This window comes from Bacillus cereus group sp. BfR-BA-01310 (genome assembly GCF_022664325.1).
Taxonomy (GTDB): domain Bacteria; phylum Bacillota; class Bacilli; order Bacillales; family Bacillaceae_G; genus Bacillus_A; species Bacillus_A paramycoides.
Genome location: NZ_JAKUHD010000024.1, coordinates 25040 through 49458, shown reverse-complemented (window position 1 = coordinate 49458; position 24419 = coordinate 25040). Strand labels below are relative to the sequence as shown.

Below are 24419 nucleotides of genomic sequence, written 5' to 3'. Positions count from 1 at the left end.
TGGTATGTCTTTTTTGTATTTTTTGGAGGGGAGTAAAAGAAAACTGTGAATACACACATGAAATTTTCCAAACAGAATTTTAATATTCATGAGGTTAAGTTTTTTGATGATCTATTTAACATTATCTTATAATGAGAGAGGAGAAAAGGAATATTTTGAGAAATTAAATGAAGTATTTTTCTCGAGAAAGTATAAAACTAACCCCTTACCTTTGAAAAAAGTTGCGAAACTTCGCCTCTTTCAATTAAAGAATTCTAAGAAAGCTTCAAACAAACTTTGTATAAAATGGAATGTTTTTTGGTTAAAGTTATTGAAGTTCATGCAATTATTCCTGATATCAGAAATATTGAAGGATTACAAGATGAATTAATATGAGGAACCACTATAATCATAATGACTTACTGTAACTTTCAAACAAACCCGTACCGTTTATAAAAAAGGTAAATCAAAATATTGGTTTATTGTGGAAGAGCGAGTTTACAGATGATATGTTTATAATTGTGACAGAAAAGATGTGTTCCTATGAAAGACTTCTAATGTAACGGTTAGGCTCAAATAAGAGGGGGGATTAAGATGTTAACAAACAAGTACTTAGACGATTTATTCGAAGAATTAAAAATAGAAGGTGAAACTTACTTTTACTATTTCTACTCCTATGTAACACCATCAGCATCAGAGTATTTTAAATACGGCCTTGGAGCATTGGCAGACCTTGAGCATTTAATCATATGTTTTACCGATAAAAGACTTATGGTATTAGAAATATCAATGAGTGGTAAGTTCACTGGTAATATAAAGTGTATAGACATGAAAGATATAGAAAGTGTGAAAATTAAGAAAGGTTTGTTTAGGACTAAGATAACTGTCACTTCAACAGGTAACAGGGGAGATATTATAATTAAAGCAAATAGTTTTACAATAGGTTTATCGAATCAGAAGAAAAACCTAATAAAATTAGAAGAGAAGTATAGTTAAAGATAAGAGACAATTAGGTTTTTATTTGAAGAAGGATTACAAAAAAATCAATTTTTTTTATAAAAGAATAATTCGATTAAATACTATAAGAGCATGTTTTGATTAATCTTTTTTTCAAAACACGCTCTTTTCTTTCGTTCTTTTATCACGGTTAATAGCATTAATTTGATCAAACTTTATTCGAAACCTACATTAAGAAGCATCCGCACCTTCAAATTGACTATTATAAAGCGAAGCATAAAAACCATCAGCCTTCAATAACTCTTCATGATTACCTTGTTCTACAATATCCCCGTCTTTCATGACAAGAATTAAGTCTGCATCACGGATTGTTGATAATCTGTGAGCGATGATAAAGCTTGTTCTGCCTTCCATGAGGTTTTCCATCGCTTTTTGGATGAGTACTTCTGTACGAGTGTCAATGGAGCTTGTTGCTTCGTCGAGTATTAATATTTTCGGATCTGCTAGAAGGGCGCGGGCAATTGTTAGTAGTTGCTTTTGTCCTTGGGATACGTTGCTTGCTTCTTCGTTTAGTTCCATTTGATATTTATTTGGTAATGTTTTTACGAAGCTGTGAACGTGAGCTGCTTTCGCTGCTTCAATTACTTCTTCGTCGGTAGCGTTCAGTCTACCGTAACGTATATTTTCCATGATGGAGCCGTTAAATAGCCAAGTGTCTTGCAGTACCATACCAAACATGTTGCGCAGGTCTTCTCGCGTGAAGTCTTTTATATCGTGACCGTCGATACATATTGCACCGCTGTTTACGTCATAGAAACGCATTAACAGTTTTACGATCGTTGTTTTACCAGCTCCGGTTGGTCCGACGATTGCTACTTTTTGTCCTGGCTTAATGTTAGCTGAGAAATTATTGATGATAATCTTATCTGGATTGTATCCAAATTGAACATCTTGGAAGGTAACTTCTCCTTGAACTTTTTGCAGCTTCACTGGATTTTCTGCTTCTGGTACTTCCTCTTCTTCTTCTAAAAATTCGAAGACTCTTTCTGCAGCAGCTGCAGTGGATTGAAGTACATTCGCGATTTGCGCTACTTGAGCGATTGGTTGCGTAAAACTTCTAACATATTGCACAAAGGCTAAAATGTCTCCAACTGCGATGGTTCTTTTTACCGCAAGCCATCCGCCTAAAATAGATACAGCGACGTAACCGATATTACCGATAAATGTCATAATCGGCATCATCATTCCAGATAAAAATTGAGATTTCCATGCGGAGTGGTAAAGGGTATCATTTACCTCTTCGAATTTTTTTACTTCTTCTTCTTCTTTGTTAAAGGCTTTTACGATATTGTGACCACTATAAATTTCTTCGACCTGACCGTTTACGTGTCCTAAATATTCTTGCTGAGATTTGAAGTATTTTTGTGATCTCTTTACGACTCCCATGATAAGAATCATGGATACTGGTAATATTAAAAGCGCCACTAATGTCATTTGCCAGCTGATTGATAACATCATGATAAGTACACCGATGATTGTAATAACGGATGTGATGATTTGCGACATACTTTGGTTTAAAGTTTGGCTCACCGTATCTACGTCATTCGTAATTCTCGATAATACTTCTCCGTGCGTTGTTTTATCAAAGTACTTTAGCGGCATACGGTTAATTTTTTCATCGATTTCTTTTCTGAAGTTATAAGATACTTTTTGGGCTACTCCAGAAATAATGTACCCCTGGATAATACCAAACGCAGTGCTCAGTAAATATAATCCAAGGAGTAAAATGACAATGTTTCCGATATAGGTAAAGTCAATAGCCGCACCGGGTGCTCCTGATACTTTGCTTACGAGTCCTTCGAAAAGTTTTGTTGTCGCATTACCTAAAATTTTTGGACCAACGATTGTAAAGGCTGCACTACCGATTGCGAAAAGGATAACGACTAAGATTGATAATTTATAGGGCTTCAAGTATTGTAGGAGTTTATTCATCGTTCCTTTGAAGTTTTTTGCCTTCTCAATCTTTCTCATGCCGCCGCCCATATGACCGCCACCACCAGGACCAGAGCCGCCTTGTCTTCTGTTTTCTATTTTTCTATCACTCATGATGACAACTCCTCTCTTGAAAGTTGTGATAAAGCAATTTGCTTATAAACTTCACAGTTTTCCATAAGCTCTTCATGAGTACCAGTTCCAACTATTTTTCCTTCGTCAAGTACTATGATCTTATCGGCATTCATGATTGTACTGATTCTTTGGGCAATAAGTAAAACTGTACTTCCTGTAATCTCATTGTTTAAAGCTCTGCGCAATGCTGCGTCTGTCTTAAAGTCAAGAGCTGAGAAACTATCATCGAATATGAAGATTTCCGATTTTTTCGTAAGAGCACGCGCAATAGAAAGTCTTTGTTTTTGACCACCGGAAACGTTCGTACCACCTTGTGATATTTCTGTACGGAAGTTTTCAGGTTTCGCTTTAATAAACTCCATAGCTTGCGCGATTTCTGCCGCTTTTGCGAGTTCTTCTTCAGTTGCTTCTTTCTTGCCGTATTTCAAATTACTCTCGATTGTACCTGAGAATAGAACTCCTTTTTGCGGTACATAACCAATTTTCTCTCTTAATTCCTTCTGAGATACTTCTCTAATATCCGTGCCATCTATTAATATTTGGCCGCTTGTGACATCGTAAAAGCGTGGAATTAAGTTGATTAATGTTGATTTACCACTACCTGTACTTCCGATGAAAGCTGTCGTTTCACCAGGTTTTGCAGTAAAGGTGATATTAGAAAGCACATTTTCTTCTGCACCTGGATATCTAAAGCTAACATTTTTAAATTCAACGTAACCTTTCTTGTCTGAAGCAAATGTTTTCGGCTCTTTTACATCACTAATGGTAACGTCAGTATCTAAAACTTCTGCGATACGTTGTGCGGAAACTGAAGCACGTGGAACCATAATAGATACCATTGAAATCATTAAGAAGGCCATGATGATTTGCATTGTATATTGCATAAATGCCATCAAATCACCAACTTGCATATGTCCCATATCCACTTGGTGTGATCCAACCCAAATAATAAGTACAGTAACGGCATTCATGATAAACATCATCATTGGCATCATAAATGACATTAAACGGCTTACAAATAAATTTGTTTTTGTTAAATCTTGATTTCCTTTTTCAAATTTCTTTTCTTCATGTTTTTGATTATTAAAAGCACGAATAACGAGCATACCTGTTAAAGATTCACGAGTGATTAAGTTAATTTTATCTACTAACTTTTGGATACTCTTAAACTTAGGAATCGCGATGCTAAATAAACCAATGACTAAGCTTAAAATTGCGATTACCGCAACTCCGATAATCCATCCCATTGAAACGTCTGTAGTTAGTACCTTAATAATGCCGCCTATACCTAAAATCGGTGCATAGAATACGATCCGAAGCATCATAACCATAAGTGTTTGCACTTGCTGGATATCATTTGTACTTCTTGTGATTAGAGATGCAGTGGAAAACTTATCAAACTCCGCATTCGAGAAGTTTGTAACTTTCCGGAAGACTTTCTTTCTAAGGTCTCTACCTAATCCAGCAGCTACTTTTGCAGCAAGTAAACTCACGATAACGGTAGCTGCCATACTTACTAAGGATAAAAGCAGCATTTTCCCGCCGGAAGTAAGAATATAATTAGATTGAAGCTTATCTATATTGATACCGATCTTTTTATACTCATTCTCAATGAATGAAACGGCTGATTGTGTTACCATACTACCTGGCATATTCTTAAACTTTTCATCTGCCTTTTCTTTCATTACATTGATTTGATCTTGGGGAAGTTTCGCAATGACTGCAAAAGGATCTGTATTTGGCGGAAGCTTCGCTGGTGTTTTGTTGTCACCTGTCGCAGCAGGAGGGAGAGCAGATGGGCCGCCTTTTTCAATTCCTTGTGTAATTAACATTGGTTTCCCAAAGATATCGTTAAGTTCGTTAATTGTATTTTTATCTTCTGTATGTAGCTTATAAAGTGGTTCTTTATCAAGCTGCGGATAATCTTTTAAGTCATTTTTCAGTTCACTTTGAGAGAGGTTGTTCTTATCTAAAAGCGCATAGTTGTCAGCTACTTTTTTCTTCTCATTTTCATTCATAAAGAGCGTAAGTTTATCCATTTCACTTTTACGAATAACCTCAGGTACTGCATTTTCTACACCTTTTTGTTGAATCCCTACATTGACAATGTTAGACATATAGTCTGGCAGTGATAGATCACATACTGCCTGCACAGTTAAAAGACATACAACTGCAATGATGGAAGCAACAAATGGTTTTAAATGTTTGATGATCTTTAACATTTAATTCATCTCTCCATTTTCCTTGTCTAATTTTTTTAGTTTTTACTCCGTTTCACTCCTTTATTCTTCGTATTCTCAGTAATTCATTCTAGCAGCTCTTTACGTATTTTCGACTACAGATTAATTTTATGACTATATGAAGATATGATGCAACTTTTAGGGGAGAGAGCAGGTCATGTTTTGTTCTGTATACCGGTGATTTATATGTTTTTTAAATCTAGGTATAAATTAAAATAAAAAAGCAGATTGGCGGGGGCGGTGAATATATTGAATGTATTGCTTGTACACTACTTTTCTACTTTACTTTTTCTCTTTTTTTTGACTAAAATCTTAACAAAAAACAATCATTTTCACTGTTTTTTTGTTGAATAAATTTTGAAAGCAATTTTTAAATCTAAAGAAAGGAAAAAAGGTAGCAAATGAAAGTAAACATTAAAATTATTGAAAAACTTAAAGAAGAATCTTGTACCTTTTACATTCACATTTTTTCTGGTTTAAAATATATTATTTGCGACAATCAAAACGTACATTGATGTTGCAATTTTATTCGGACAGGCATTATGTCACCACAATTGTCGTGCTAAATGCGAGTACGTACACGTATGTTGAACAAAACTTAACATCTGACGTTATCCACAATAGTATACGCTATATTATTTATTATCAGTCGATCGCTGTAAGTAAGAGCTCACCCTCAGAACTTCAACACGGCCTGAATACTCTCTTCCATGCATGAAAAACGCGCATCGTAACCTACACAATCACAACATAATATTTAGCGGTGAGAAGTGTTGTTTTCGCTACGCATATCTTGAGGCATCTGTAATAATTACTTCCAAAGCTTCTCATATCTTCAGTTTTTTATCATAAGAATACGTTGGAATTTATTGATATGATCGATTTAATTTAAAACAGATCGCCCGTAATAGGCGATCTGTTGTTTGCTAGACTTGGCAACTGCTATTTTTTAAATCACCTCATATTGCGTTTAGTTTAAGTATTGAGAGTAAAAGAATAGTAATAGAAAAATTAATGTTTTGCCGAATAATTTATTAAATAAACTTAAAGGAATAAAAAGTTCTCCTATTGTAAGGCTTTTGAGTTTATTCCTATTTGATCTTTTTATTAATTCTTTAAATGTTTGGAAGTTTATTCTATTAACAAAAGACCAACTTGGCATAGCTTTTGTATTTGAATCTATTTTGAAAATTATATGAATACTAGGAAACTTAAAACCGCTTATAAAAACAATAAGCATAAGCCCTAAAATAACTAACCAAGTCATTTCCAACACCTCCTTCCAGTATTTAATATTAAGATATTAAAACTGTTAAGGAAGTGTGCTATTGTCCATGTAAAATATTGAGAAATTGTTGCAGAAACGTTGAGAATATTGTAAGGCTGTTGATAGTAAGGTTGTCAATTACACCTTGACATATTTATGAAGAAAGCCTAGATACAAAAAAGAACAAACAGATCGACCGTAATAGACGAATGACTCTTTGGGTTTATTAGCGTAAGCTGGGGAATTAATATGAAGTAAAAATATTGTGCCATCTGCATCTTCGTAGATAGTGGGGTAACGCTTGTTTTCAATATCTACGGAGATGCAGACGATTATAACTACGTATTTGAAATAAGGACTTATATCGCTTGGTAAGGTTTTTATAGTAGTAAGTTTCACTTTTTTTAGATCTCACATCACTGTGGAAATATCTCTACTTAAAGCACAAAAATCATTGTTTAAAAATCCCCGAAAGACATGCTGCCATTTAAGAAATAGGCTGTTTTATCGCATTTTTTTGTTGGGATTTTTATTGCAAGGTATAACAAGGGAATTAAAAAAAGAACAGTTGCGTAGACTGTTCTCTTAAGGAGCGGAAGTGCTGAACATTTTTAATGACAATGATTCAAGCATTCCGTTAATGGTATGTGCATATGTTTAAAATTCATGTAAGAAGGCAGTTATAAACAAAAAAACTTAGAATTGTACTACACCGATGATAAGTAATCAAAGGTTACGTTCTAAGTTTGTGGTTAGAATCTCCAAACCCTTTCTTGTTATATTAATTCCTGCCCTCCCTCTTTTTGTTTGCAAATACCCTCTGATTTTCAGGGAATTTAATCGGTGCCTAACCTGTGCCTCAGATAATTTAATTTCAACTTCTTGGCTCTTTTCAGAAATAATCCTTCTTCCGATTGCCTTTCCTTTTTCTTCATAATCCATGATGAGGTTAAGGATGAAAAATGATTCTTCATCAAGAGCGGTTGAACTTGAATAAAGGGGCTGTCTATTCTCGACCTGGTCGCTATCTGTTTTCCTATGTGGGGGCTTTTGAAAATAATGTTGATTAGGCAAATCATTTTTTGTTATTTGGTTTCCGGTACGAACAGCAAGCATATAATCTATGGTATTTTTAAGTTCTCTTACATTTCCATACCATGGATATTCTTGAAGTTTTTCAATTAATTCTTGTTCAATTTTGACTTTAGGGTTCGATAGGGAAACAAAATGTTTAGCTAATAATTCAATATCATTTCGACGAACCCTTAATTCGGGAAGGTGTATAAAGAGTACCTTAAGTCTATGGTATAAGTCCTCTCTAAACACATTTTCTCGAATCATTTTCAGTAGATCCTTATTGGTTGCTGCAATAATCCGCACATCTATGGGGATGATTTGGCTTCCACCAACACGCATGATCTCTTTTTCCTGTAATACTCGAAGTAGTCGTGCTTGAAGTTTAAGACTAATATCTCCAATCTCATCTAAAAAAATAGTGCCACCATTTGCTTGCTCAAATAATCCCATTTTTCCGCCCTTTTTTGCTCCGGTAAACGCTCCGTCCTCATAACCGAATAATTCACTCTCGACTAAATCATCCGATAAAGCACTAAAGTTAACGGCAAGAAAAGGGCCGCTATTTCGAAGGGAAGCATTATGAATGGCGCTTGCAAACAACTCTTTTCCGGTACCACTTTCACCTTCAATCAAAACAGCTAAATCAGTCTTAGCTAACCTTTTGGCAATTTGTTTCGTTTCTTGGATAGGAGAGCTAATCCCAACGATATCATGAAAGTTGTATTTTGCTACGTATCCTTTTTTGATAAATTCTTTTCTCAATTTACGTTCAAATCCAATGGTCTTAAGGGCATTTCTAAAAGTAACAATAATCGATTGATCATTTATATGCAGACGTTCCACTATGACATCTAAGCCGTTTACAACAAATATACCGCTTTCTTGTTGCTTATTTGAAAGGATGAAATTTACCAAATCAATATTATCAATAATGGCATCGATAGGATGGCCAATAGCATTTTTGCTTTTTATTTTAAGCATGTTTTCCAGCAATTCATTAAAGACAACAATCCTTCCTTTATGATCAATAGCTAATATTCCATCACCAACACCATCAATAACTTGATGAAGTTGTAGATGAGCTTTAGCTAGATTCTTCGTTAAATCTACTATTTTTCGATAGTATCTCTCAGAAACATGGTTACCTGATTCCTCCATTAAATGAAATCGATCTAGAATGGACATGATTGTAGTAATATCTATTAATCTATGACCGATATTAATCACTTTTTCTACAAAGTCGGGGATAATTTCAAGTTCGCCAGGTGTGATTGCAAGCTTGATCATTTGTGTATTCGTTTTTCCAGGATAGTATGGGATATATTCAATATGGTTCAGCCCTAATTGACGCATAGTTTCAATAGATTCATATACTGTTTCGTGATTATCATTCACATATAGTGCTTGTGTTCCTTCCGGCAAAAATAAAAGTTGGTCCACGTTTTCATAATTTAATGTTCGTTTTGCTATTATTACTTCGCAGTTTTCCCCTATAAAGTCTTTGACCGTTTCTATAGTAAATTTATTAGGTAATACGATTAATGTTGAATGAAATACTTTTGGAATATTTTCTTCTACAGAAAAACTTTCTATATCTATGAGATCACCTACCATCTCCGTTAGTTGTTGATGTAGGGCTTTTCGTGTTTCTTTTAAAACGGTAATCAATACAATGTGATTGTTTTCAAATTCGCTCATAGAACACCTCTTAGTTGAATGTAATTGGTCTAAAGTTGGTTATTAATTGGTTATTATATAACCAATTAATAACCAATTATAATACATATCAACATAGTGAGCACTGAAAAACGACAAATTATTTAAAATTATGTAAATAATCATTCGAATTTTAATATTGGCACGATAATTGCTTGTATAAATGTTGCGTAAAGAAATGATGAAATTAGTAGAGTAGTAATTTACATATCCGATTCTTTACCATTTGCTAGAAAAGGGAGGGTAAGAATATACAATTCCAACAAAGAAAGACAACGAAACCATTTTAAGTATGAGGTGAGAGGAAATGAAACCACTAATTGGTGTTACTGGGTATTATGTTGATCATAGTGAAATAGGGAAGGAGGGCTTGCGAGGGCTACCAGGTCAAGATATGGCTATTTTTTCTTATGACTACATCCGTTCCCTTCAAAGAGCAGGTGCAACAGTTGTTCTACTTCCAATTGAAGAAGTTGATCAAATCGATTCTACACTTAACCAATTAGATGGATTGTTATTGGCTGGTGGCGCGGACGTCAATCCATTTTATTACGGTGATATTCCAAAATCGTATATAGGCACTGTAGAGGAAGAACGAGATAACTTTGAATTAAATCTGGCAAAACAGGCTTTAGAAAGAGATATTCCGATTTTAGGAATTTGCCGAGGATTACAGGTGTTGAATGTTGCAGCTGGTGGGTCTCTTTATCAAGATTTAGAACATGAGATGGGCCCCGAATATTTCCATGCTCGGGAACAGTTCCGTAAATGGCAAGGCTCTCATTCCGTAGATCTTCTTGAAGAGGGAAAAATTTATGAGGCTATTGGTCAAAAATCCTTAATGGTGAATTCTTTTCATCACCAAGCAGTGAAAATGCTGGGAAGGGATTTTGAAGTGAGCGCTCGGTCCTTCGATGGTGTGATAGAGGCCATTGAATCCAAAGCTCATCACTATGTAGCAGCAGTTCAATGGCATCCAGAAATGATGTCGGAAAGGGATGCTCTACAGCAGCGTTTATTTAACCACTTTGTGAATGAAATTAGTAAAAAGGTGGTTACATCCTAAAATGTTATAAGTAAAAGAATCAATGGCATTTCGTAACCTTTTAAAAATATAAAGAGTTATTTGTAATAGGACAGCCTGGTACGCTCAGTAGTTGAGGTAACCAGACTGTCGGTTGCCAAAGATTTAATGAAAAGGGGATTGGTATATGAGTCAAGTATCAGAAAAAACAGTTTTATTCAAGCCAGAAGAAAAAAAGGAAAAAAGAGAATGGAAAATAAACGTATTTGCAATGTTACTTGTCCTCTTAGTCATTGCAACCGTGATTACACATATATTACCAGCTGGAGAATATGCACATGTTGAAAAAAATGGGTATACGACAGTAGATCCAAATTCATTCAAATGGATCGAATCAACGCCACTTGGATTCTTTGATATGATAAAAACGATTCCTACAGGGTTAGTAGAAGCGGCTAATATTATCTTTTTTATTCTTATTATCGGAGGATTTTTTGGTGTATTAAAGGCATCAGGTACAGTTGAGGCTCTTGTTTCAACGATGGCAAAAAAACTCGCGAATCGTGAAAAGTTAATGATTCCTCTTATAATGCTATTCTTTGCACTTGGCGGATCATTAATGGGGATGGCCGAGGAAACTTTGGTTTATGTACCTCTCTTTATTCCACTGGCTCTTGCGATTGGATTTGATACGATAACAGGAACTGCGATGGTATTGGTAGGGGCGTCCGTCGGATTTACAACCGCAATTATGAATCCGTTTACAGTGGGGCTTGCGCAAGGGATAGCAGGTCTTCCTATGTATTCGGGGATGGGGTTCCGCCTAGTATTATTCGTAGTCATATATGTAATTGCTGTTACATTCGTCTATCGTCATGCTATGAAAGTAAAGAGAGATCCTTCAATTGGAATTTACGGAAAATTCGATACAAACAATTCAGATGACATATTAACAGCGAAAGTAGAGTTAACAAAAAGACATAAATGGATATTAACGGCATTTTTAATCAATTATATTGTTCTTGTATTCGGTGTTATTAAGTACAAATGGTATATAACAGAAATTGCATCCTTATTTATTATCTTAACTATAATAATTGCAATCCTTGGCAAGATATCTATTGATGAAACCGTAGAATCTTTTACACAGGGATCGGCATCTTTAATTAGCGGAGCTTTAATTATTGGTGTATCACGTGCCATTCTAGTCGTATTGAATCAGGGGCATATTATAGACCCATTACTTTATCAAGTATCGGAAGGAATGAAACATATTTCTCCTTTTTTAAGTGTTGTTGGAATGTACAACTTCCAAGTAGCTATTCATTTTATTTTAGCATCAGGTAGTGGTCATGCGATGTTGACAATGCCTATAATGGCACCGCTTGCAGATTTATTGCACATTACACGCCAAACAGCAGTATTATCCTTTTCATTCGCGGATGGTATTGGAAATATTATTTTTCCGACAGGTGGTACGTTAATGGCTGGGTTGGCAATTGCAGGGATTTCCTGGACAAAGTGGGCAAGGTGGATTCTCCCTTTGATTCTAATTGAATACTCAATCGGTTTAATAGCGGTTATAATTGCCCATCTTATCGGTTATGGTCCATCCTAATATAGGACGGATAGTTTTTATAAAGTTGTTTACTTGTTGTGGATTTGAAACATAGTTGGATTGTTTATAAAAAAGATTGATAATTATTAATACAGATTGATAAGAAATTTATTTCAAGATGGAATGAAGTTGAATATTCATTCCATTTGTTATTGCTTAATATATCACTAAATGATATATTATTTTTAGATATATCATTTAGTGATATAAAAGGTGGGGATAAAATGAAGTCATTAGAACAATTAACCGATTCTGTATTTTATATAATGGCAGGGTTTACAAAACCAAGACATGGCTATGCAGTGATGAGTTTGATTGAAGAATTAACGAATGGGCAAGTAGTAATTGGGCCTGCATCACTATACACAATTATTAAAAAGTTAATAACCGAATCCTACATTGAATTATTTGATGATTCAGATTCACGTAGAAAAGTTTATGTTTTGACAGATAAAGGCAGAGACGTGTTGAAGCAAGATATCTTGAGACGTAAAACGATGCTTGATTTTGCTGAAAATGGATTAAAAGGGGAGAACTAAAATGGGGAAAACTAAATACATAATGTCAAATGGGATTGCTTTTTCTGAAGAAAAGGATTTAAAAAAGTTAAGAAAGTATGCTGCAAAAGGATGGATTGTGAAACGCTTTAAAAGACTGGGATATGAATTAGAAAAGAGCATTGCTGAAGATGTTATTTTTAGTCTTGACATAAGAGAACTAGGAGAGAATGAATTAGAAGAATATATCGAGATGTTTGAATTGGCAGGTTGGGAATATATTTGTTCAAGTTATAATATGCACCTATTTAAAGCGAAACCTGGTACAAAACCAATTTATACAGACAAAGCAACAAAACAGGAAAAAATAAAAAATCTTAGAAAGCCAGTTAAAGTAACAGTTGCGATTAGTACGGCTCTACTTATTGTAAGCTATATTGTTTATTCAATTAGTTCAGGGCTATTAAGTACAATATTTGAAACAGTTTTCTTATTTTCACTTGTCATTACCATTCCAATGTTAATGACATTAATAGCGACTTACTACCATTCGTTGCGAATAAGATAATATAGAAAGTGAATTTGTAAGTTTATAAAGAAAAGGTGGTTGTTATAAGTTATTCGCCTACCAAAACGATCAATCTTTTTTATGAAATTTTTGAGAGGTAAGTTATAAATCCCTTATATTTAGAACAATCTTTGTTCAAAATATAAGGGATTCTTTTTATGATGAAATGAATGTTCACTGCAACTTTTTATTAAACTTTATTTTAAAGCAATAGTTTTTGTAATTGACATCACTTCTCACTGTAACTAAAATAGTTACAGTGAGTTTGGTGAATTCCTTTGCATTTCAAAGTTCATGATTGTGTATTTTTATTTCTTCTAAGTGTGATAGTTATCAACTAACTATGTTCTAATGAAAGCTTATATTAAATCTCACATTCAAAGAGTAGTTAGCTGTATCATTCAAATTTACAGTGTGTAAATCCTTTAAAGAAACCACTGTGTTCATCTTATTCTTTTTGTAATCCTCGATATAAAAAATAGTAAACATCTACAGATATTAAATAAGACTGCATTATTTAGAAAGAAATCTTTTAAAAAGGTCATAATATGGATAATAGGCGGAAACTAATTTAATTAATATGAGTTGTTCCACCATAAAGACATTTTTTAATAAAAGTATAGAAAGACTCAAGAAGGTGAATCCATTGCGTAAACATTCACATGTGCAATTTTATGTATTGATATTGGCTCTAATAGCTTATTTAAGCTTTTGCTTTATCTTTTTATTTATTTTTCCGAATCATTATTTTGTATCAGATTTTAATATACGACTATCATCCTTAGTTATTGAGATTACTGTATTTATCTCATTACTTTATTCTATATTATCCAGAAAAATTAAGTTAGAAGTCTTCTGGGTTTGCATTACCATTGCAATAGGTTGTTTCTTGATAGGGAATTTCATATCTGCATTTCAAGTACTTAATCTAGAATTACCAATACAAAATTTTAATATCTCCGATGTATTTTTGTTGTTTTTCTTATTCTTCTTTCTTTTTGCGTTCTTTTATAAAATCATTATGGAATGTAACAAGTGGGAAAAAGCGTATTTACTTTGTGATTTATGTATTGTTGTTACTGCCATTTTTACATTAGAGTGGTATCTATTTAATAAACCTTCTGCAAATATCTTATTCTTATCAATTGGAGATGTTTTTCTCTCGTTTATTTTTCCGATTATAGATTTATTACTTCTTTTATTAGGAGTTAGTCTGATCTTTCGACCAGCTATTTTCAATGCGAAAAGTAAATTATTTATTTTTATCCTAGTATTAACTGGATTGGCCATTACGGACTATTTGTATTTTTACTTGCAAGATGATTTGTCAGATCGTTCAGTTATATTATTAAGGTGTTTGTATAGAGTTTTCCTATTATTTATCGCCATTGCTGCTACTATACCAAAGAATGCATCTTCTAGAAGGAATTATTTCATTATCGATCCCACATTCGGAAAGAAACTTCTTGTTATATTTCCTTATCTTGCAGTTGCAGTCTTAATTGGTTTTACTTTTAAAGAGCAAACTTCCTCGGCTACACTTATTACTGGAAATTGTATTGCATTTGTATTTGTGCTGATACGTCATACAATCGTACGAATGCAAAACAGAGATTTAACCGAAATGTTAAAAGTGTTTAATAATCAATTAGAACAAAAAGTATCTCAAAGAACAGCAGATTTAATAAACAAATCCAATGATTTGGTCAAAAATCAAGAGAGATTTAAGTCATTATATGAGTATCATCCAGATCCTATTTTAACGATTGATTCAAATGGTACGGTGTTAAATATAAACCAGGCTGGAAGTATGTTACTAGGAAAAAACAGTGATGAATTAATAGGTAAAGAGTGCTTCTCAATTTTTTTAGATGAAGATAGATCTGAATTGGAAGTAGCTCTACAAGAAGGTAAACGATGCAGTTCGGCTTCGTTACAATTACGTGTAAAAAATAATAATGAGAAGAACATTCATTTTTGGTACGTCACCATTGTTCCTATTATGATAGAAGGACAAACTTTTGGGAGTTATGTAATGGTAAAAGACATTACGAGAATGAAGCAACAACAAGATGAGATAAACTATCTAGCATTCCATGATACAGTGACGAAGATTGGAAATCGAATATTCTTCCAACAAGAATTAGAAAAATCCATTGAGCGTGCACAAAAAACGCAGGTTGAATTTGGACTCTTGTATATAGATTTAAATCGTTTTAAGACCATTAATGATACACTGGGACATTCAATTGGTGACAGTGTTTTAAAAGAAGTTGCTAAACGTTTTAGGACATGTCTGTCACCGGCTATTCCTCTAGCGAGAATAGGGGGAGATGAGTTTGCAATCATAGTCCATAACCACACAGAGCAACAGCTATTGGATTTGTGTGAAACTCTATTTCGTATAACTGAAGAACCATTTGTAGTAAATCAGCATAGTTTTTACTTATCTCTTAGTATAGGAATAGCAGTGTATCCGTTTGGAGGAATAAATACTACTACACTTTTACAACATGCTGATATTGCTATGTATAGTGCAAAGGAAAAAGGTAACAATGCTGTTTGCATGTATGACGAGACATTATCAAAAAAAATAACAAGACGATTACGATTAGAACAGGATTTACCGAATGCATTAGAAAATAATGAGTTGTATTTATTGTATCAACCACAAGTTGACAGTAAGACTGGTATGGTTATTGGTGCAGAGGCTTTAATTCGTTGGCAACATCCAGAGCTGGGACTTATTTCACCTTTTGAGTTCATACCTATTGCGGAAGAAACCTCGCAAATTATTCCAATCGGAAAATGGACGTTACAGGAAGCGTGTCAACAATTGAAAAAGTGGCATTCTACGGGCTATGCAAATCTAAAAATGGGGATAAATTTATCAGCTATAGAGTTTGAACAGAAGGACTGTGTTCAAACAATCATATCTACCATAGAAGAAGTAGGGGTACCTGCTAGTTCGATTGATTTAGAGTTAACGGAGCGGATCGCAATGGTAGATGAAAAGGAAACGTTAGCGAAGTTAAAAGTATTAAAATCATATGGTGTACATTTATCAATTGATGATTTTGGTACAGGATATTCTTCATTAGCATATCTCCCTTTGTATCCAATTGATACCTTGAAAATTCCAAGAGAATTTGTTAATAGGATCGGAACTTCTACGGATGGAGATGAAATTATTCATACCATTATTTCACTCGCACATACTTTAAACATGAAAGTGATCGCAGAAGGGGTAGAAACGAAGGAACAATTAGAAGTATTACAACGAAATGCATGCTATCTAATTCAGGGTTATTACTACAGTAAACCTGTTAATGAAGATGAATTCATTAAGTTTATAAGCTTGATGTAAAATAAGTAAGTGCTCTTTGACACTCCCACCCCTAAAGGGGCAAGCTGACTAACGTCAGTGGGATTCTTGCTACCAAAGGCGAAGTCCATTTCTGGTATCGCTGACGTGCAAGATTGCGGTGTGCCATCACCACTCCCACGACAGACCATATAGGTTCGTGAGCTACGGTACTATAACCATACCGTACAGATCGTTGTGTGTTCGTATGTTTTAGCGTCGTGTTCTTGACGACACTAAATTTCCTATTAAAAAGCCTAATTTCTCAATTCTTTGTAGAGAAATTAGGCTTTTTTCATCACATCATTAAAGTGCTTTATAGATTAATGACTTGATTTATTAATTATATCTTTAATTATTCGAGTTGAGCTACATAGATATAGTTTTTGTTGCAACTGTTTGTTGAAATGCCTTATCATGCTCAACAATAACCATTGTAGGATTAAATTGTTGAATAAGCTCTTCAATCTGCATACGCGAATAAATATCTATAAAGTTTAATGGCTCATCCCATATATATAAATGAGCTTTTTCACATAAACTTTTAGCGATAAGCAGTTTTTTCTTTTGTCCACCAGAATAATGAGATATATCTTTCTCAAATTGAATTCGGTCAAAATCCATCTTTCGTAGGATGGATTTAAATAACGTCTCATCAATCTTGTGCTCTTCAATAAAGTCTGATAGCAATCCCTTCAAATGAGAAGTATCTTGTTGGACATAGGAAATGATGAGTCCTGTACCTAAAGTAACTGAGCCTGTATGCTGTATCGGATGTCCTAGAATTAGTTTTAGGATACTACTTTTCCCGCTCCCATTCTTTCCATCAAGCACAATCCGGTCACCTTGTTCGACTATGAAGCTAATCGGCTCATTCACGAATTGGTCATCGTACTTAACAGACACGTCCGCCAAAGTAACCAATTCATTTGACTTAAACTTCAATGCTTCTAATTTTAATGACTCAGTTTTCTCTACATTTTTTAGTAATTTTGACTTTTCTTCAATAGCTTTTTGTTGCCTTGATTCTAGGTTTTTTGCTCTTTTCATCATCTTGGCTGCTTTATGCCCTACAAACCCCTTATCCAACTTAGAGCCTGAATTCCTCGTTCCGTTTTTTGAAGCCTCCACATCATGAGACCAACCTGCTGAACGTTTGGAAGACTGTTTTAATCTTCCTATGTCTTTTTGCAAACGTTCATTTGTAGCCTCTTCGTGTTCCTGCTGTCTATCAAAATTTAACTTCCAAGAAGAATAGTTCCCACTTTGAACTTCAATATTTGCTCTATTTATAGATAAGATATGGTCAACGCATCCATCTAAAAAGATTCTGTCATGTGAAATTAAAATAAACCCTTTTTTCTTCCTTAGATAATCAGAGACCATCTTTCGTGCATCAGTGTCTAGATGATTTGTTGGCTCATCAATTAATAGAAATTGCCCCTCATTCAAAAACAATGCAGCAAGCAACACCTTTGTTTGTTCTCCATTTGATAATGTTTTAAAGGGTCTGTACATGACCTCGGCATCAACATTTAAATAGGATATTTCACGTAGAAATTCCCAATCTTCTGCTTGGGGACAAATTTCTTCAAGGATTTCATGAGTAAAATTGTTCTTATCTGAAACAGGGTAGGGGAAATAATTGAATTCTACCGAAGCAAGGATCTTCCCACTGTACTCATAATTCCCTAATAATAAATTAAAAAATGTCGTTTTACCTCGTCCGTTTCTACCGATAAATCCCAGTTTCCAATCTGTATCTATTTGAAAGTTTACACCTTCAAAAATATTATCAAAGCTACCTGGGTATGAAAAAGTTAAGTCTTGAACTTTTATCATTGACATAATAATTCCTCCTTTATATATCGAAACTTTTCATATAAAGTCGGAATATCCATCCATTTTTTAATTCCTCTATATAAGTTTGATGGATATTAACGACTTATATAGAGGATTACATGTGTAACAATAGTGTCTGAATTACTCATTTTTCTCTCTCCTTTATTTGTTAGGTAAATTTACTGATTAATAAATACCAGCGTACATATAAGGGAATAAAAAAAACCTCCAATTTGTAATTGGAAGGATTAGTCTTTCGCTTGTACTTAATAAGTACTTAATAAGTACTTATTAATCATTTGAATCATGACAAATAAAGTATGAACTGAATTATAAAAAATGGATAGACTAACCCTATATTTTGTAGTGTGAAGTTATAAATTTCAACTTAAAATATAAATTAGTTAATCATTATTCATCCATCATTCCTTTCATAATTCTATTTTTAGAGTAACATTCTTTTTTAGGAGATGCAATATCTCCTTCACCTAATCCTAAATCATTTAAAATTCTTCGATTAGGGAGATAAAACATAGCATCATTATTCTAAACATCGCATTTTTGTTCAAAATGTCACGTCTTTTGTCCATTAAAAGGGGAGTTATTTGAAATTGACATCACCTCTAATGTAACTACAATAGTTACATAAAGCGGCTAACTATGATCCAATGGAAGCTTAGATTCTATCTCATATTCAAGGGGAGTTAAGCTGTATCATTCAAATTTACGGTGTGCAAATACTTTAAAGAAACCACATTTTTCATCTTATTCTTTTTGGAATCCTTGGTATAAAAAATAGTAAACATCTACAGATATTAAATAAGACTGTAGTATGTAGAAAGAAATCTTTTAAAAAGGTCATAATAGAGATAATAGGCAGCACCCATTTTAATTCATATGGGTTGTTCGGCCATAATGATATTTTTTAATAAAGGTATAGAAAAACTCAAGAAGGTAAATCTATTGCATCAAAAATCATATGTGTACTTTTATTTATTATTTATAGCCCTAATAGCTTATTTAAGCTTTTGCTTTATTTTTGTTTTTCCGAATCATTATTTTGTATCAGATTTTAATATACGACTATCATCCTTAGTTAATGAGACTATTGTGTTATCTCATTATTTTATTCTATATTATCCAGAAAAATTAAGTTAGGAATCTTCTGGGTTTGCATTACCATTGCAATAGGTTGTTTCTTGTTAGGGAATTTCATATCTGTTTTTCAAGTACTTAATTTAGAATTACTAATACAAAATTTTAATATCTCCGATGTATTTTTGTTGTTTTTCTTATTCTTCTTTCTTTAAAGTGACATGAAATGATTTCATTCAAGAATTATCATATGGACGCCCCTTTTTGCTGAAGGAGGGTTTGATCTTATAATTTGTACGATTTTGAAGTAGAGTCACTGTGCTTGTAAGAAAGGCGCGAAGTTTTGAATGAAGTTGCAATGTTTATAAAAAGAAAGGGTGCATTTTAATAATAGTAGTATAATAGTGGATGAGGTGTTAATAGTATGGAAGATATAACATTAGGCTTACTACTAGATGTCGTTGGTGAATTATTTTCAGATGAAATTTCAATTGCCGTTTCAAATACAAAAGAATATATCTACTATAGGCCAAGTAAACGAATTGATTTAAAGATTAGCGTTGGAGATCCTATAAAGGAAGGAACGATTGCCCATAAAGCAATGGTGACGAAGCAAAAGGCCTCTGAGTTTATTAACCGGGATGTTTTTGGTATTCCTTATCATGGAATGGCCGTACCATTTTTAAATAATGGAAAGCTTGAGGGTTGCGTGACGGCGATTTATCCAGCTTTAACGGATGGAAAATCGGTCGTTACCTTAAAAACAACAGACGGCTGGATTCCGGTTCCTTTTTCAAAGGTCCTGTATTTAGAGGCTAAAGATAAAAAGACGTATGTGAATTCGGAAGAGTTATCAGGAACACATAAATACTCTCTGCAAGAATTTGAATACTTGCTTCCGAAGGATTCATTTATTAGATGCCACCGTTCATTTATTGTAAATGTTAATCATATTAAAGCGATTTATCCTGATACCCATTCTACTTTTTTACTTTCGATGAATAATGGTGAGCGGGTACCAGTTAGTCAATCATATGCCAGTTATTTTCGAAAGCTTCTAGGATTCTAGACTTTCTGCTTTAGAACCTAGATTCGCTACTTTATCTGAATTTTTCATATTGTATACCAAAATCCCTATTTTGATAGTGTTAAAGTGTAAAATAATTATGAATATTCATTAAGAGAGGGATTACATATGGAGAATAATTTGGATAGAATCAGGGACCATCGTCTGAAGGACCGGGTAGTTACACCTGAAGAAGCGGCTTCCTGGATTCAAAGTGGAATGACTTTAGGCTTAAGTGGGTTTACACGTGCAGGAGATGTGAAAGCAGTCCCATTTGCGCTGGTGAACCGAGTTAAGCATGATAAATCTTTTAAAGTAAATGTTTATACTGGAGCCTCCTTAGGTTCGGATGTAGATAAATTATTTGCTGAGGCAGGAATTTTAGGAAAAAGATTGCCTTTCCAAGCTGATACGACTATGCGAAAAGGAATTAATAATGGAGACTTTTTATTTGTGGATCAGCACTTGTCTCATACAGCAGAGCTACTCCGTGCTGACGTTATGGATATAGATGTCGCTATCTTGGAAGCGGTTGCAATAACTGAGGAAGGAATGATTATTCCAACCACTTCAATTGGAAATTCCTTAGCGTTTTCCCTAAATGCGAAGTCCATTATTATTGAAATGAATATGGCTCAATCTACACAACTAGAGGGGCTGCATGATTTATATGAACCAGGAAAACAAGGGGAAAGGCTTCCAATTCCGCTCGTGAAATCGGATGACCGAATTGGAACAATCGGTATTCCAATTGATGTTGAAAAAGTGAAAGGGATTGTGTTTACGAACCAACTTGATTCGCCATCGACAATTGTTCCTCCAGATGAAGAAACTGTTATTATGGCACAGCATTTAATAGAGTTCCTTCGAAAAGAAGTAAAGGTAGGCCGATTAACGAATCGTTTAGCGCCGTTACAATCGGGAATTGGTTCAGTAGCCAATGCAGTCCTGCATGGCATGTTAGATTCGGAGTTTGAAGATTTAGAAGTGTATTCCGAGGTATTACAGGATGCGGTCTTTGATCTTATGGATGCTGGGAAAGTACATTTTGCTTCCTGCTGCTCTATCACGCTTTCTGAAGAGAAAATGCAACAAGTATTTTCCAACTTTGAAAAATATCGCAACAAATTAATGATGCGCCCGCAAGAGATTTCTAATCATCCTGAAATCATTCGCCGCCTTGGATTAATCTCGATTAATACTGCTTTAGAATTAGATATATACGGAAATGTCAACTCCACTCACGTTTTAGGTACAAAAATGATGAACGGTATTGGTGGTTCTGGTGATTTTGCAAGAAATGCACGCCTAGCTATCTTTGTTACTAAATCCATTGCGAAAGGTGGTAACATTTCAAGTATCGTTCCTTTCGTCTCTCATGTAGACCATACTGAACACGATGTAGATGTTATCGTCACTGAACAGGGGTACGCTGACCTAAGGGGACTGGCGCCAAGGGAAAGAGTGGAACTGATTATTGAGAATTGTGTACATCCAATGTATCGTGACCAACTACGAGCTTATTACCAAGAAGCACTAACAAGGGGTGGACAAACTCCTCATGTTTTAGAAAAAGCTTTTTCTTGGCATACGAATTATGCTAAAAATGGAACAATGCTTGAAGCGGTAGTAGAAACTGTATAGGTGCGTATCGTATCATAAGTAATAGTAAAGCAGAAGATTGAGTTTGAAGTTGAATACAATATGTTGTAAATATAAAGTGCCTTAGAGGGTTAAATTTAGAAAAAAGAACGCAAATTTTCAGGGATGGCGTTCTTTCTCTTTAATTAAACTTTTGGTATAAGCCATATAGTGTAGAGTGATAATAAAGTTGTTAAATTTACAAAAAAGTCGTTTGAAAAACAATAAAGTTGTTGAAAAAATGCGGGTCATTCTATTCAACAATTGGGCCATAATCTGGAATGATTTATTGTGAAAGTGATGTTAATTTGACATAATTGTTATTAAGTTAAAGAACATCATATCGACATAAGAAGCATTTAAGCTTATGTCCCAAAGAGGGGTTAAAGGTATGGTAGACGTAATTATTCTGAATGGTGGATCGAGTTCCGGGAAGACCACTATCGCAAAGTGTCTCCAGAATTTATTGCCAACGTCATGGTTAAGGTTCAGTATCGACGATTTAATCGACGCTATGCCTGATGCAATGTTGAAAGCAGACAGCGGAATTAAATTTGGTGACCATGGGTCTGTCAGTCCAGGTACGGAATTTCGCAAATTAGAATCTGCATGGATGAACGGTATTGGCGAGATGGCCCGTAGAGGAGCCCAGGTGATTATCGATGATGTTTTCATTAGCGGAGTAGATGCTTGCAATCGCTGGGAAGCTGCCTTGGAAGGGTTGCAGGTATTGTGGGTTGGTGTTTTCTGTGATCCCATCGTGGCATCCACTCGTGAAAGCGCACGAGGAGACCGAGTTGCAGGAATGGCAGTTTCGCAAGCGACTGCAGTTCACATTGGCATACATTATAACATCAATGTTGACACAACAAAGACATCGCCAGAAGAATGTGCTCAAATTATCGGACAAAGAATCAACCCATGAGAGCCTACGAGGTGTTTTAAGCAAACGCGAACATTTCTGCAATATTGCACAATCACAGATGTACAGAACGGTCTTCCGCAATCAGGTGCTTTTTTTGAATAAAACTTAGATTTTTAAACGACTTTATTGTTATATTTTTTCTTGTAGTAAAGTTTCTTACATCAAGATTAAACAACTATATTTCTAACCCCGTCCTATATTTAGAACGGGGTTATGCTTGTTTGAGCTTTTAAAATTAAATAACTTTATTGTCATTTTACAAATTACTCAAAAGGGACTACATTTCTTAAATGTGATGGATTAGGCGGGGAAAAACATCATCAAAACACTTTGGTGGGACTTATCTTCTGAAGAAGTAAAGCAGTTGAATCTCATATTCCAAAAATCATTAGGTAGAAAACAAACATGAACAAACAAAAAAGTACCACGGATTCATTTATCCTAATTATAAATTCTATTTTTAGGGTTATTTTTATCAATTTTAAATATGAGCACAATTAATGTTTCGATTCCTGAAATAATGTGATATTTCCAAACTGATCTTGACTCTGTTCAGTGGACAATAATAGGTTTCATACTAGTAACACTGGAATGGAAGAAGTTCCTTTAAACTTATCTGGACATGCATCTTCTATTTATAATTGGACGAGACAAAGTTTTGGTTCCCTTGCTATCGGCGTATTCACTTCTATAGTAGCTGCACGTATGATTGTACATACAGAAAAGCTAAGTGGAAGTGTTATATCAATTCAACAACAAGCCTTTACACTTAGTATTCATGATGTATTTATAATATCTACTGTTATCACTATGCTCGGATTACCTTTTTCTTTTTATCTTAAAGCTAAAAAAAATAATTGTAACAATATATGAGGCTAGAACATGACTCAATATATAAACAATGAGTATGTAGAAATGGATTTTAGAGGAGCCAATATAAAAGAAGAAGAGTTAAGAAACACATTCTTCCCCAAAACGATAAAAATGAACTTAGGTGCTATAAAAAACACAAAATTTCTATTTAGGGGATACTTTAAAATCTTAGCTTGATGACTATGGGATGGTCGGGTACAAATGTTAATGTTTTGCCTATTAATTTTTCTTTTATCCGCTTATAATCATTTATTTTATTGAATAAAGAAAGTAATTTCTCTGAAATCAGTTTATTAGTAGGCAGTTTTTCTTCGTTCCGCATTGTTGGTACATGGTTCTGTCTGAAAGCACCTTCTTTTTCTAATACAATGGATGATACAAGCATTTTCAACTCCATGTTTTGACCGATTAGTTTACCTGATATTTCATCTCCTTCCCCTCCTAACCTTGATAATTCAAGTGTTAACGAGAAAAAAAGAAGGTAAACCTAAAAGATACAGAAAATAAGAAACTCTCAAATCAAGAGGGTAGCTGAGCAGTTAT

16 protein-coding genes and 1 pseudogene are annotated in these 24419 nt (G+C 34.2%); 12 read left to right on the top strand and 5 right to left on the bottom strand.

The features are described from left to right. Window positions 1-573 precede the first annotated feature (573 nt). The gene (locus tag MR109_RS25535) at window positions 574-975 is read left to right on the top strand and encodes a PH domain-containing protein (protein ID WP_242274371.1); all 402 of its coding nucleotides are present in this window, start codon (window positions 574-576) and stop codon (window positions 973-975) included. A 192-nt stretch (window positions 976-1167) separates the two neighbouring features. On the opposite strand, the gene MR109_RS25530 is transcribed toward MR109_RS25535, so the two are convergent. The 4 genes from MR109_RS25530 to MR109_RS25515 all read right to left on the bottom strand — a co-directional run bounded on the left by MR109_RS25530 (window position 1168) and on the right by MR109_RS25515 (window position 9345). Further along, a complete protein-coding gene (locus tag MR109_RS25530) occupies window positions 1168-3042 on the bottom strand; it encodes an ABC transporter ATP-binding protein (RefSeq protein ID WP_242274369.1) in 1875 nt (624 codons plus the stop codon). Next, window positions 3039-5285: an ABC transporter ATP-binding protein gene (locus MR109_RS25525; RefSeq protein ID WP_242274367.1), complete on the bottom strand. Its 2247-nt coding sequence runs from the start codon at window positions 5283-5285 to the stop codon at window positions 3039-3041. The genes MR109_RS25530 and MR109_RS25525 overlap by 4 nt, the downstream gene beginning before the upstream one ends. A 988-nt stretch (window positions 5286-6273) precedes the next feature. Further along, window positions 6274-6570, bottom strand: a complete 297-nt coding sequence (locus MR109_RS25520; protein ID WP_025147668.1) for a hypothetical protein — start codon at window positions 6568-6570, stop codon at window positions 6274-6276. Between the two features lie 726 nt (window positions 6571-7296). Next, entirely contained in the window at window positions 7297-9345 is a 2049-nt protein-coding gene (locus MR109_RS25515; protein WP_242274365.1) for a sigma 54-interacting transcriptional regulator, read from the bottom strand. A 325-nt stretch (window positions 9346-9670) separates the two neighbouring features. Here MR109_RS25515 and MR109_RS25510 point away from each other — a divergent pair, with 325 nt between their 5' ends. The 5 genes from MR109_RS25510 (at window position 9671) to MR109_RS25490 (ending at window position 16437) form a co-directional block, all read left to right on the top strand. Beyond that, entirely contained in the window at window positions 9671-10429 is a 759-nt protein-coding gene (locus MR109_RS25510; RefSeq protein ID WP_048374250.1) for a gamma-glutamyl-gamma-aminobutyrate hydrolase family protein, read from the top strand. A gap of 145 nt (window positions 10430-10574) precedes the next feature. Next, window positions 10575-12005, top strand: coding sequence for a YfcC family protein (locus tag MR109_RS25505; protein ID WP_242274363.1), 1431 nt, complete (start codon window positions 10575-10577; stop codon window positions 12003-12005). Between the two features lie 224 nt (window positions 12006-12229). Continuing rightward, window positions 12230-12544 carry a PadR family transcriptional regulator gene (locus MR109_RS25500; RefSeq protein ID WP_098474929.1) on the top strand — a complete coding sequence of 105 codons (315 nt, stop codon included), beginning with the start codon at window positions 12230-12232 and terminating at the stop codon, window positions 12542-12544. Window position 12545: 1 nt separating this feature from the next. After that, window positions 12546-13070, top strand: a complete 525-nt coding sequence (locus MR109_RS25495) for a DUF2812 domain-containing protein (RefSeq protein WP_098474930.1) — start codon at window positions 12546-12548, stop codon at window positions 13068-13070. Window positions 13071-13716: 646 nt separating this feature from the next. Beyond that, window positions 13717-16437: a sensor domain-containing protein gene (locus MR109_RS25490; RefSeq protein WP_242274362.1), complete on the top strand. Its 2721-nt coding sequence runs from the start codon at window positions 13717-13719 to the stop codon at window positions 16435-16437. A gap of 366 nt (window positions 16438-16803) precedes the next feature. Here the strand turns inward: MR109_RS25490 and MR109_RS25485 are convergent, their stop codons facing one another. After that, complete coding sequence (locus tag MR109_RS25485) at window positions 16804-18282, bottom strand: Lsa family ABC-F type ribosomal protection protein (RefSeq protein WP_242274359.1); 1479 nt, start codon at window positions 18280-18282, stop codon at window positions 16804-16806. A gap of 909 nt (window positions 18283-19191) precedes the next feature. On the opposite strand from MR109_RS25485, the pseudogene MR109_RS25480 reads away from it, so the two are divergent. From MR109_RS25480 to MR109_RS25455, 6 genes and pseudogenes are all read left to right on the top strand, one after another. Continuing rightward, window positions 19192-19583 (top strand): annotated as a pseudogene (locus MR109_RS25480) (hypothetical protein); the annotation flags it as partial. Between the two features lie 212 nt (window positions 19584-19795). After that, window positions 19796-20440: a LytTR family DNA-binding domain-containing protein gene (locus MR109_RS25475; RefSeq protein ID WP_002175050.1), complete on the top strand. Its 645-nt coding sequence runs from the start codon at window positions 19796-19798 to the stop codon at window positions 20438-20440. A 126-nt stretch (window positions 20441-20566) separates the two neighbouring features. Continuing rightward, on the top strand, window positions 20567-22081 hold the full coding sequence (locus MR109_RS25470; protein ID WP_242274358.1) for an acetyl-CoA hydrolase/transferase family protein: 1515 nt from the start codon (window positions 20567-20569) through the stop codon (window positions 22079-22081). Between the two features lie 388 nt (window positions 22082-22469). Then, window positions 22470-23003: a chloramphenicol phosphotransferase CPT family protein gene (locus tag MR109_RS25465; protein ID WP_242274356.1), complete on the top strand. Its 534-nt coding sequence runs from the start codon at window positions 22470-22472 to the stop codon at window positions 23001-23003. Between the two features lie 591 nt (window positions 23004-23594). After that, the gene (locus MR109_RS25460) at window positions 23595-23876 is read left to right on the top strand and encodes an MFS transporter (RefSeq protein WP_242274354.1); all 282 of its coding nucleotides are present in this window, start codon (window positions 23595-23597) and stop codon (window positions 23874-23876) included. A 9-nt stretch (window positions 23877-23885) separates the two neighbouring features. Then, entirely contained in the window at window positions 23886-24053 is a 168-nt protein-coding gene (locus MR109_RS25455; RefSeq protein ID WP_242274352.1) for a hypothetical protein, read from the top strand. The last annotated feature ends 366 nt before the right edge of the window (window positions 24054-24419 follow it).